The organism is Pseudomonas sp. MC6, from assembly GCF_054790575.1.
On the sequence record NZ_CP186504.1, the window covers coordinates 4,764,085 to 4,776,285 of the forward strand.

10 protein-coding genes are annotated in these 12,201 nt (G+C 59.1%); 7 read left to right on the top strand and 3 right to left on the bottom strand.

Annotation, left to right across the window (positions count from 1 at the left end; translation table 11 throughout):
* Position 1 precedes the first annotated feature (1 nt).
* Complete coding sequence (locus ACOYXE_RS21290; protein ID WP_460926559.1) at positions 2-2,227, bottom strand: TonB-dependent receptor; 2,226 nt, start codon at positions 2,225-2,227, stop codon at positions 2-4.
* Positions 2,228-2,432: 205 nt separating this feature from the next.
* On the opposite strand from ACOYXE_RS21290, the gene ACOYXE_RS21295 reads away from it, so the two are divergent.
* Together ACOYXE_RS21295 and ACOYXE_RS21300 are read left to right on the top strand one after the other, a co-directional pair.
* Entirely contained in the window at positions 2,433-3,470 is a 1,038-nt protein-coding gene (locus ACOYXE_RS21295) for a LacI family DNA-binding transcriptional regulator (RefSeq protein WP_160054743.1), read from the top strand.
* Positions 3,471-3,659: 189 nt separating this feature from the next.
* Positions 3,660-3,920, top strand: a complete 261-nt coding sequence (locus ACOYXE_RS21300; protein ID WP_160054741.1) for a hypothetical protein — start codon at positions 3,660-3,662, stop codon at positions 3,918-3,920.
* A 23-nt stretch (positions 3,921-3,943) separates the two neighbouring features.
* On the opposite strand, the gene betT is transcribed toward ACOYXE_RS21300, so the two are convergent.
* Together betT and epsC are read right to left on the bottom strand one after the other, a co-directional pair.
* Complete coding sequence (betT, locus tag ACOYXE_RS21305; RefSeq protein WP_171057266.1) at positions 3,944-5,905, bottom strand: choline transporter BetT; 1,962 nt, start codon at positions 5,903-5,905, stop codon at positions 3,944-3,946.
* 367 nt (positions 5,906-6,272) lie between these two features.
* Positions 6,273-7,199 (bottom strand): serine O-acetyltransferase EpsC, encoded by a 927-nt coding sequence (epsC, locus tag ACOYXE_RS21310; RefSeq protein ID WP_160054739.1) that lies wholly within the window; start codon positions 7,197-7,199, stop codon positions 6,273-6,275.
* A 190-nt stretch (positions 7,200-7,389) separates the two neighbouring features.
* Here epsC and ACOYXE_RS21315 point away from each other — a divergent pair, with 190 nt between their 5' ends.
* From ACOYXE_RS21315 to ACOYXE_RS21335, 5 genes are all read left to right on the top strand, one after another.
* Positions 7,390-8,382, top strand: a complete 993-nt coding sequence (locus tag ACOYXE_RS21315) for a D-cysteine desulfhydrase (RefSeq protein ID WP_160054737.1) — start codon at positions 7,390-7,392, stop codon at positions 8,380-8,382.
* Positions 8,383-8,664: 282 nt separating this feature from the next.
* Entirely contained in the window at positions 8,665-9,465 is an 801-nt protein-coding gene (gene tcyJ / locus ACOYXE_RS21320; protein WP_077570189.1) for a cystine ABC transporter substrate-binding protein, read from the top strand.
* Entirely contained in the window at positions 9,465-10,181 is a 717-nt protein-coding gene (gene tcyL, locus ACOYXE_RS21325) for a cystine ABC transporter permease (RefSeq protein ID WP_008083614.1), read from the top strand. Before tcyJ ends, tcyL begins: the two co-directional genes overlap by 1 nt.
* Before the next feature lie 2 nt (positions 10,182-10,183).
* A complete protein-coding gene (gene tcyN, locus ACOYXE_RS21330; RefSeq protein WP_077570187.1) occupies positions 10,184-10,933 on the top strand; it encodes an L-cystine ABC transporter ATP-binding protein TcyN in 750 nt (249 codons plus the stop codon).
* 473 nt (positions 10,934-11,406) lie between these two features.
* The gene (locus tag ACOYXE_RS21335) at positions 11,407-12,171 is read left to right on the top strand and encodes a hypothetical protein (RefSeq protein WP_160054735.1); all 765 of its coding nucleotides are present in this window, start codon (positions 11,407-11,409) and stop codon (positions 12,169-12,171) included.
* Positions 12,172-12,201 lie beyond the last annotated feature (30 nt).

The window sequence follows — 12,201 nt, forward strand, 5'->3', positions numbered from 1 at the left end:
CTCAGAAATCCTTGCGCAGTTGCACGCCGAAGTAGCGCTCGTCATCCCGTGGCACGGCGCGATAAATGTAGTTGCCGCCGCTGGCGAGCAATGGCGAATAGGACTTATCGGTGAGGTTCTTGCCCAGCAGCGCCACGCGCCAGCCATTGCTGTAATCGGCCAGCGCGACGCTGGCGTTCCACAGGCCGTAGGCACCCTGCTTGGTGTCGGCGTTCTGGCTGATGTCGTACTGCACTTCTCTCTGCCAGCTGTAGTCGGTGCCGAGTTCGATATCCAGGCCGTTATCCAGCGGGATCGTGTAGTCGGCGCGCACGTAGCTTTTCCAGTCCGGGCTGAACGGCAGCGGTTTGCCGTTGACGTTGCACGACGCCGCCGCGCCCGCCGGGCAGGCGAACTCGTCGATCCGTGCGCGGGTGTAGGCGAGTGCGCCGGACAGCTTCAATTGCTGGGTGGCCTGCAAGGCGTAGTCGAGCTCGACGCCTTCGGTGCTGACGCTGCCGGCGTTGATCAAACGTGTCACAACCTGGCCGGCGACGGTGTCGAAGAAGTTCGCCTGATAGTTGTCGTAGTCGCTGTGGAAAACCGCTAGGTTGGTGGTCAGGCGATTGTTCCAGCTCGTCGCCTTGATCCCCGCTTCCCAAGTGTTGGAGGTCTCCGGTTTCAGCGCTTCGGTGTCGCGCGGCTGCATATTGAAGAACACGTTGTAGGCCGGGCCTTTGTAGCCGCGCGAGTAGGTCAGATAAGTGGTGACCGTATCGCTCAAGTCGTACTGCACGCCGAGGCGGCCGGACCAGCCGTCTTCGTCCACCGAACCGGAACTGCTGGTCGCCGGTTGAATGCCGCTGACGGTGGTCGCCGAAGTCGAGACGCGGCGGTGATCGTATTCGAGATCATCGTGGGTATAACGCAAGCCGGCGATACCGCGAAAGTCGGACGTGAAGTTCAGGGTGGCCTCGCCGAACGCTGCGTAGCTGTCGCTGGTGGTGCTGTAATCAGCGACGCCGCGGTCAGTGCGCGTGGTCGTTGTCAGTGTGCGCTGATAGGTTTCTTCGTCCTTGCCGTGCATGTAGAACAGGCCGCCAACGTATTCGAGGAACTCGCCCTTCGGCGAAGCCAGGCGCAGCTCTTGCGAGTATTGATCGAAGGCCAGATCGCCCTTGTCCGCCGTGCCGGGAAACGCTGTGGTCACTGTGCCGAGCCGGTCGCCATCCTGATACTGAGTATTGTCCCAACCACGCCACGCGGTGATCGACGTCAGGGTGTAATCGCCCAGTTGCCAGTCGAGCTGGCCGGACAGGCCTTTGTTGGTGTCTTCAACGTGTGAGCGGGTGTCGGTGTTGATATCGCGATTGTGGCTAGTCGCATTGACCGGGCTCAGCGCATTGGCGAAGGCCGGGGTCAGCGACTTGCTGACCACACCGTTGGGGCCGTCGTCATGGGACTGCATGTAGTCGGCGATCAGGGTGAAGGTAACGTCGTCATTCGGGGTGAATTCGAGTTTGCCGCGCACGCCACGATGGTTGTAACCGTTGACCTCTTGGCCATTGTGTTGGTTGTCGACGTTACCATCGTAGGTGCCGAACAGCGTGCTGATCGAGCCTTTCAACGTGTCCGGAATCAGGCTGCCGCCAATGCCGAAACGAGTGCGGCTTTCGTTGCCGCTGTAGTACGACTGGTCGATGTAACCGTGGGTCTCGGCGGTCGGTGCTTTGCTGGTGATGTTGAGCACGCCGGCCGAGGCATTCTTGCCGAACAGCGTGCCTTGCGGGCCGCGCAATACTTCGACGCGCTCCAGATCCAGCAAGTCGAGAGTGGATTGGCCGGGACGCGCGTAGACCACGCCATCGATCACCGTGGCCACGGTCGGCTCGACGCCCGGCGAGGTGGAAATCGTGCCGACGCCGCGCACGAACAGCGAGGTGTCCTTGTTCGACGCGCCGGTGCGGAAGTTCAGCGACGGTACCTGCTGGACGATGCTCGCTACGCCGTTGCGGTTATCGCGTTCAAGCTGTTCGCCGTCGATCACCGACACCGCGACCGGCACTTTTTGCAGTGACTCTTCGCGGCGCGTGGCAGTGACGGTCACCGATTTGAGCGTCGGCTCCTGATCACTACTCTCGGCAGCGAATGCGTTGGGCAATGGCAGCACCGCCAACCCCGTGAATAACCATCCAGCGGCGCGAATTGACTGCGCCAGTTTGTGTGTTGCCCCAGGAATGTTGTGCATGTTTGCCCGCTCGAAATTAGCCCTTAACCGCTGCCGTTCTGCGACGACAGCGCCTGAATCGGTGTCTTGGGCATTCGCTCGAGCGAGTAGCAGACAGCGCGCTTTGTTAGCGCTACCATCGACAGTATTGGCAAGCCACACATAGAGCGTCCAATACTGAAAAATTACTTTTATATGCGATTTGGTTTTTAAGAAGGATCGACTCTTGAGCGAAGAAAAACCCCGCAAACGCCGTGGCGCCGGACGCGTGACCCTGAATGCGGTGGCACGTGAGGCCGGGGTTTCAGCGATTACCGTGTCGCGCTATTTCAATCAGCCCGATCAGGTTTCGCCCGAACGCCGCGAGCGGATTGCGGCGGTGGTAGCTGAGTTGGGCTATGTACCGAATCTGGTGGCCGGCGGGCTGGCTTCGGCGCGGGGCAAAATCGTCGGCATGGTGATCCCGAACATCTCCGGGCCGATCTTCGCCAATACCATTCAAGGCTTCAGCGACACGCTCAGCCATCACGGTTATCAACTGTTGCTGGCGTCGAGTTACTTCAGCACCGAGCAGGAGGAAAATGCGGTGCGGGCGTTTCTCGGCTGGTCGCCAGCGGCGCTGGTGCTGACCAGTCACTTTCACAGTGCCGGCACGGAAAAGATGATCGCCGAGGCGGATATTCCGGTGATTGAAACCTGGGATTACCAGCCGGATCGCGAGCCGATGCAGATTGGCTTTTCGCATTTCGAGGTGGGCGTGACAGCCGCCAGATATCTGCTGAAAAAAGGCTATCAACGTATCGCCTTCGTGCAGAACAGTGCTGCGGGCGACTTCAGCGCATTGGAACGCCGCGACGGTTACGCAGCGACTTTAAAAGAATCCAGCCTGGAACCCTGGGTCTACGCCCCGGACGCTGATCGCGCACCATTCGAGGCCGGCAAACAGGCGATGGACGCCCTGATGAATGCTTCACCACGCCCCGACGCGATCATCTTCGCCAACGACAACCTCGCCGCCGGCGGCTTGCTTGCCGGGCAACGCGCGGGTTTGAAAATCCCCGAAGACTGCGCCGTTCTTGGCTTCGGCGACTACCCGTTCGCCGAGATGCTGCTGCCCAGCCTGAGTACGATCAAACCACCGGCGCTGGAGATCGGCGTGCTCGCTGCAACGCGCGTATTGGAAAGTCTTGGCGTGTTGCCGAGCGACGAGGTGCAACGTCTGAACCTGCTGCAGTGCCAAGTCATCGAACGCGAAAGCACCTGATGAATATGGTGGGGGCTGGATTGGCTATGCTCTAAAGAACACCGAGGTGGCCCTATCGCGAGCAGGCTCGCTCCCACAGGGATTTCCTGTGTACGTAAAATTTATGTCCAGCCGAGATCCATTGTGGGAGCGAGCCTGCTCGCGAAAGCGATTATTCAGGCAATGCACCTTCACCAGACAGAACCCGCCATGCACACTGCCATCATCATTTTCTTCGGCCTGGTCCTGCTCGCTCTGATGCTGTACATCGGTGAGCGCATCGGCTTCAGCCGCCAGACCATGGGCTACGGCTTCGCCGCCCTGTGGCTGGCATTGACGGTGATTAATGGCGCCGTGGGAGTGGTGCATGCGGGCCAGCCGCTAGGTTCGGAAATTGCGATTGGCAGTGCGGTATTCGGCGTGCCGATGGCGGCGATGGTGTTGTTCATGGTGCTGAGCGCCGAGTCGTAAACGTCCCGGCGCCCAGCCGCCGATCAACGCACCAGATGCAGGAACTGCATGTGCCGTTCGTACTGATCGAGGATGTCGTTGATGATCTGCTCTTTGGTATAGCCGACCAGATCGTAGTCCTGACTGCCCTCGCTCAAGTGCACTTCGGCGCGGTAGTAGCGACGATTGTTGAGTTGCTTCGAGCCCATCCCGCCACGCGCGAACGACGGCGTGAAGTAGCCGCGCATCTGCACCTGATAGATGAACGGATGCGCATCACCGTGGCCGATTTCCAGGCTGACGCTGTCATTCGCCGGATCCGGCTGGGTGACCACGTTCAGGCCTTTCTCGACGAACACCGCCGTCACTTCTTCAATCGCCGGGCGCACCGTGGTGTCCATGAAGCGGTACACCTCGTCCCGCGACGGGAAATGCACAGCCTGACTCAAGCGCTGTCGCCATCCGCCCGTGCCGCGCCGCGAACCGGAGACCGGTGCCAGCGAATGCAACTGCGCGATCTGCTTCTGCGACTCCAGATAGAACGCCTTGTGCAGGCCCCACATCATCAGCAGCAGAATCAGTGAGAACGGCAACGAGGTCAGCACTACCGCCGATTTCAGCGCGTCAATGCTGCCGGAGAACAGCAGCGCACTGGTGATCAGCGCGGTCATCGCCCCCCAGAACACCCGCAGCCATTTCGGCCCGTCTTCGTCCGGGCTACCACCCTTGGCCGACAGGGTCGAGAGCACCACGGTACCGGAGTCGGCAGAGGTGACGAAGAACACGAAGCTGATAAACACCGTCACGGCGATGACGGTTTTGCTCCATGGATAAGTTTCCAGCAGCAGGTAAATGCTCATCGACGGGTTGTCGAGGGCCGACATGCCGAGCGCGCTCATGCCGTGGTTGAGGACCTGATCGATGGCGCTGTTGCCGAAGATCGACATCCACGCGAGAGTAAAACCGAGCGGAATCAACAGCACGCCGAAGACGAATTCACGGATGGTGCGGCCACGGGAAATCCGCGCGATGAACAGGCCCACGAACGGCGACCATGCGATCCACCAGGCCCAATAGAACACCGTCCAGCCGCCGAGCCAATCGCTCGGTTTATCGTAGGCGTAGAGGTCGAAACTCTTCATCGGCAAGGCGCCGAGGTAATCGCCGATGTTCTGGATCAAGGTGTTGAGCAGGTGCTGGGTAGGCCCGGCGAACAACACAAACAGCAGCAGCGCACAGGCCAGCAGCATGTTGATGTCGGACATTACCCGCACGCCTTTATCGACGCCGGAGACCGCAACAATGATTGCCGCGCCCATCATCAGCGTGATCAGGCCGACCTGAATCCACTGGGTGTGAGCGATGCCGAACAGGTAGTCGAGACCGGAGTTGAGGTGCAGCACCCCAAAGCCCATGTCGGCACCCAGACCGAACACCGTGGCAATGATGCCGAAGCCGTCCACCGCGTAACCGATCGGGCCGTTGATGCGCTTGCCAATCAGCGGATACAGCGCCGAGCGCAGGGCCAGCGGCAGGTTGTGGCGGTAAGCGAAATAGGCCAGCGCCATACCGACAAAGGCGAACACGCCCCAGCCATGCAGGCCCCAGTGCAGAAACAGAATCTGCATTGCCTGACGCGCCGCATCCGCGGTGCCCGCCTCGCCTTGCGGCGGCTGGAGCATATGAGTCAGCGGTTCAGAGACGCAGAAAAAGAACAGCGTGATGCTGATCCCGGCGGCGAACAGCATGCCGGCCCAGGACAGATAACTGAATTCGGGCTCGTCGTGGTCGGCACCGAGTTTTATCTTGCCGTAGCCGGATAAGGCGGTGACCACCACGAAGACCAGATACAGGGTCATCGCAAGCATGTAGTACCAGCCGACCGTATTGGCCGCCCAGTTTTGCGCTTCCAGCAGCCAGGCGCCGGCCTGTTCAGGCATGGCAATGACGACGAGACCAAACAGCAGAATGACCGTCGCGGCGAAATAGAACACCGGCGGATTCATGCGTACCAGACCGCTGGCGGGGGTAGACGATGCACTCATGAAACGTGCACCTCGCGGGGTTGAAACGTGGCTGAAATGATCGGACTCAGCAAAGGCAAGCCTCCTGTTGTGAGCGGGCAGCGAACCACCGGTTTAACTTGAATGAACGTTCAAGTTAAACATGGATAGGGTGGTAAGGACTAATCGCAGGGCTCGACGGTAGTTTTCCTACAGTAGCCCAAGGAGGTGTATGACGCGGGTTTGGAGGAATTCGTTCAACAGCAACATGGCCTTATGCCCATACCTGTAGCTGCCGAAGGCTGCGATCTTTTGCTGTGGTTTTTGTAGATCAAAAGATCGCAGCCTTCGGCAGCTCCTACATGGGATCTTACTTTTGCGTGCCGTCATCGTGCTGCAAATTGGCCTGGGTCAGATTGCATCCGGCCGGCACGCTGCGCGTCAGCCACACGTTGCCGCCAATGGTCGAACCCTTGCCAATGGTGATCCGCCCAAGAATCGTCGCCCCGGCATAAATCACCACATCGTCTTCAACGATCGGATGACGCGGATGGCCCTTCTGCAACTGCCCGTCCTCATCCGCCGGGAAACGTTTGGCGCCCAACGTCACCGCCTGATAAATCCGCACGCGCTCACCAATGATCGCCGTCTCGCCGATCACCACACCCGTGCCGTGATCGATAAAGAAGCTGCGGCCGATCTGCGCACCCGGATGGATATCGATACCGGTCGCCGAATGGGCGATTTCCGCACTGATCCGCGCCAGCAACGGCAACCCGGCGCGATACAAATGATGCGCCAGGCGATGGTGAATCACCGCCAGAATCCCCGGGTAGCACAGCAGCACTTCATCAACACTGCGCGCCGCCGGATCACCGTGATAGGCCGCCAGCACATCGGTATCGAGCAGCGTGCGCAGGCCCGGCAATGCGAGGGCGAAATCCTGCACGATCTGGATCGCGCGGGCCTCGACTTCGGTGTCGGCCTGCGCGCTATGACGGGCGACGTAACGCAGTTCCAGACGGGTCTGTGCCAGCAAGGCATTCAGTGCAACATCAAGGGTGTGGCCGACGTAGAAGTCTTCACTCTCTTCACGCAGATCCACCGGCCCCAGACGCATCGGGAACAACGCGCCGCACAACGCTTCAAGAATCTCCGCCATCGCCGCCCGCGACGGTAGCTCGCGACCACCCTGCTCGCCGGAAGCCCGGCCGTTCTGTGCCCGCCACTGATCCCGCGCGCTGCGCAGTTGAGTGACGATGGTCTGCAATTGCCAATGGCTGGAACGCTCGCTCACGGTAAAGACTCCTCAGGGGCGGCCGGACTGTCTGGCCGCGTCAACGGCGACTACTTTACGGCAAGGTCAGGAGAGCGAATTAAGAACCGATAGTGCTGGGCTCATTCGATTTGGCTATAAGCGATTGGCGGTTGCCCCTGTAAAAGCGCGTGCCTATAGTCCTTTCATCTTCCTCCGCCAGTACGGACTCATGATCAAACAACAGCTGGACCGCTTTACCCGTCTCGACCTGCTCGGCCACCCGACGCCGCTGGAAAAACTCGAACGCCTGTCCACCTGGCTCGGCCGCGAGGTGTACATCAAACGCGATGACCTGACGCCGCTGGCCATGGGCGGCAACAAATTGCGCAAGCTCGAATACCTCGCCGCCGATGCCTTGGCGCAGGGCGCCGACACGCTGATCACCGCCGGCGCGCTGCAATCGAACCACGTTCGCCAGACCGCCGCACTGGCCGCCAAACTGGGATTGGGTTGTGTGGCGCTGCTGGAAAATCCGCTCGGCACCGACGATAGCAACTACACCGGCAACGGCAATCGCCTGCTGCTGGATCTGTTCGATGCCAAGGTCGAACTGGTCGACAACCTCGACAACGCCGACGAACAACTCGCGGCCCTTGCCGTTCGGTTGCGCAGCAATGGCAAGAAACCGTATCTCGTGCCGATTGGCGGCTCCAATGCGCTCGGTGCTCTGGGTTACGTACGCGCCGGCCTGGAACTGGCTGAGCAAATCAAGGACACCGGCCGCGATTTCGCTGCGGTGGTATTGGCCTCGGGCAGCGCCGGGACGCACAGCGGTCTGGCCTTGGCGTTGAGCGAAGTGTTGCCACAATTGCCGGTGATCGGCGTGACGGTTTCGCGCAGTGAGGAGGATCAACGGCCGAAGGTTCAAGGCCTGGCGGAACGCACGGCAGAGCTGCTCGACATTGAGCTGCCGGCCAGTTTCAAGGTCGAGTTGTGGGATGAATATTTCGGCCCGCGTTATGGCGAGCCGAATGCCGGGACGTTGGCGGCGGTGAAGTTGCTGGCGAGTCAGGAAGCGGTGTTGCTCGATCCGGTGTACACCGGCAAGGCCATGGCGGGTTTGCTTGATGGGATTGGTCGTCAGCGTTTTGATGAAGGCCCGATCATCTTCCTGCACACCGGTGGGGCGCCAGCGTTGTTCGCCTACAAGGATTTCCTGTAACAGAAGATCAAAAGATCGCAGCCTTCGGCAGCTCCTACAAGTGATCACATGTAGGAGCTGCCGAAGGCGATCTTTTTCCACAGATAATGCATATTCCAATAAAGAATAACATTTCAAATATTAAGTATTTTCAAGTCTAACGCAGACATCTTATAGTCTCGCCGCAGGCGAATTTCGCGCAAGACGCATAAGCTGCTTTAGGGCACGATAACGCAGGCGCACGAATCACCAATTTGCCAACTTTCCTTAAGCGTCTTCCATAAGAAAACACAGGGGCTTGTCATGAATTTTTCCGCACTACGTCGCAATCTGCTGGTGGGTTCGCTGGGCCTGGCGCTGAGCGCCGGTCTGATCGGCCAGGCAGTGGCCGGTGAGCAGCTGCAACAGATCAAGGACAAAGGCGTTATCAACGTCGGCCTGGAAGGCACTTACCCACCGTTCAGCTTCGTTGATGCCGACGGCAAACTGTCCGGTTTCGAAGTTGAACTCTCTGAAGCGCTGGCGCAAAAACTCGGCGTCAAAGCCAAGATTCAACCGACCAAGTGGGACGGCATTCTCGCTGCGCTGGAATCCAAGCGTCTGGACGTTGTAGTCAACCAGGTCACCATCTCCGACGAGCGCAAGAAGAAGTATGACTTCTCCGAGCCGTACACCGTTTCCGGGATTCAGGCGCTGGTGCTGAAGAGCAAAGAAGCGGCGCTGAACATCAAGACCGCCAATGACCTGTCCGGCAAAAAAGTCGGTGTTGGCCTGGGCACCAACTACGAACAATGGGTCCGCGCCAACGTGCCGGGTGCCGACGTGCGTACCTACGACGATGATCCGACCAAGTTCGCTGACCTGAACAACGGCCGCACCGACGCCATTCTGATCGACCGTCTGGCTGCACTGGAATACGCCAAGAAAGCCCCGAAAACCGTGGCCGCCGGCGAAGCTTTCTCCCGTCAGGAAGCCGGTGTTGCCCTGCGTAAAGGTGAGCCGGAACTACTGGCTGCCGTAAACAAGGCCATCGACGAACTGCGTGCAGACGGCACTCTGAAGAAGCTGTCCGAGAAATACTTCAACGCAGACGTCACTAAATAATGGAAGTTGGATTTCAATTCGAAGCGCACTTCCCGCAGTTGAGCCAGCAACTCGCCGAAACATCGGCGCTGTTGCTGGACTCCGCGCCCTTTCTGCTCAAGGGCGCGTACTACACGGTAGTCCTCAGCCTCGGCGGGATGTTCTTCGGCTTGCTGCTCGGCTTCGGCCTGGCGTTGATGCGCTTGTCGCGCTTCAAATCAGTGAGCTGGCTGGCGCGCGTCTACGTGTCGTTCTTTCGCGGGACGCCGTTGCTGGTGCAACTGTTCGTGATCTATTACGGCTTCCCGCAACTGGGAATCGAACTGGATCCGCTGCCAGCGGCGCTGATCGGCTTCTCGCTGAACATGGCCGCTTACGCCTGTGAAATCCTCCGCGCCGCGATCGGTTCGATCGAGCGTGGTCAGTGGGAAGCTGCTGCGAGTATCGGCATGACCCGCGCGCAAACCCTGCGCCGGGCCATCCTGCCGCAAGCAATGCGCACGGCGTTGCCGCCGCTGGGCAACAGCTTCATTTCGCTGGTCAAGGACACGGCACTGGCCGCCACCATTCAGGTGCCGGAGCTGTTCCGTCAGGCGCAACTGATTACCGCCCGGACTTTCGAAGTCTTCACCATGTATCTTGCCGCCGCGCTGATCTACTGGATTCTGGCCACGGTGCTTTCGCACTTCCAGAACAAGTTGGAAGAGCGGGTCAATCGGCACGACCAGGAGTCCTGACGATGATTGTCGTGGAAAAACTGACCAAGCAATTCAAGGGTCAGGTCGTGCTCAACGGCATCGACCTGGAGGTCAAGGAAGGCGAAGTCGTCGCGATCATCGGCCCAAGCGGTTCGGGGAAAACGACGTTCCTGCGCTGCCTGAATTTCCTTGAACAACCCACCAGCGGCCGGATCAAGGTCGGCGATATCGAAATCGATACCAGCCGCCCGCTGAATCAGCAGCAGAGTCTGGTGCGCAACCTGCGCCAGCACGTTGGCTTCGTCTTTCAGAACTTCAACCTGTTCCCCCATCGCACGGCGCTTGAGAACGTCATCGAAGGCCCGATCGTGGTCAAGAAGATACCGCGCGAAGAGGCGGTTGCTCTGGGCAAGAAGCTGCTGGCCAAGGTCGGACTCGCCGGTAAGGAAGACGCTTATCCGCGTCGTCTCTCCGGTGGTCAGCAACAGCGCGTGGCGATAGCCAGAGCGCTGGCGATGGAGCCGGAAGTGATTCTCTTCGACGAACCGACTTCGGCCCTCGACCCGGAACTGGTCGGCGAGGTGCTGGCGACCATTCGTGGCCTCGCCGAAGAGAAACGCACCATGGTGATCGTCACCCACGAAATGGGGTTTGCCCGCGACGTGGCCAACCGTGTGGTGTTCTTCGACAAGGGCGTGATCGTCGAGCAAGGCGAAGCCAAAGCATTGTTTGCCAATCCGAAAGAACAACGCACGCAGCAGTTCCTCAGCAAGTTTCTGAATCACGCCTGAGAACTTTCATGGCGTCACCGGCAACTTCCACGGATGGAAGTTACCTTTATAAAACTTCCACCCCAACCCGTCGTCCGACCTAGACAAAATATATCCGAAGCAGTGCATATATAAGTTCTGCAACAGATAATGCCCGCCCGAAACCCGCGCCATCCGGCACGACAGCGGTCAAATAAATCTACGTGAAAAATGCCAAAAAGCCCTGAGTTCCGTGGCCCTTTTCTCCTAAGCACTTAGGCATTTGGCTGCATCAACGTAGGAAACTTCTGATTAATTCGTAATTCACGGATTAACTAACCTCCTCTATTGACACCCCACGCCGCACACTCTTATCTAGTCAGCAACCGGTATCACTTAGTTTAATAACTCCGTATTCAACTTGAATAAAAGTTCAAAGTTTTATTGCCGGTTTATTCACGCCTTTTGTTCTTTCAGAAACGGACTTCGCTGCAAGGCTTCAAGGAGAGAAATCGATGACCCGCACTTCGCACACCCCCGAACTGGCAGCGCCGACCCTGGCGCCAGCGCAAAAAACCGGCATTAATCTGACCGCCGCCGCCCATCTGTTGGTCGAGGTGTCGCCCTATCCCGATATGGATAGCGGAGACCTCATCGAGCTGTTCTGGAACAAATGCTATGTCGCCTCCAGGGTGCTGACGGGGGACGATGTCGGCATGGCCGTCAGCCTGCGGGTGCCCGAGAGTTTCATCGCCAACGGCACCGCACGCATTCACTATCGGGTGATGCAGGTCGGTCAGGGCCCGGCGTTATCGGCGACAACGCGTGTGCAGGTCAAACTGGACTGTCCCGGCGGGCAACCTTCAGTGCTCAGCGGCGACGAAAACCAGCAGTTGGCCCCCGTGGCTATCCCCGACGCCATTCGCCGTCAGGGCGTGAACCCGAACCAGATCAAACGCGGCGTGCCACTGACCATCGAACCGTATCTGAACATGGCCGAGGACGACGCCATTACCTTGCGCTGGGGTGATGTGCGCATGGATCTGGCGCCGATCACGCCAGCGGATATCGGGTTACCGATTCAGGTCTGGGTACCGCCATCGGTGATTGTCGAAGCGGGTGAGGATCTGCGGTTGGATGTGACGTATTGCATTCTCGATCGGGTGGGCAATAACTCACGCTGGGCACCACCGCGTACATTGAAGATCGGCTGTGCAAACCCTTATCTGAAAGTCCCCTTCAAGCCAGAACTCATGGCTGCCGAATCACGTAAAGATTGATCCTCTTCAGCGGGTAAGGGGCCCCTACAC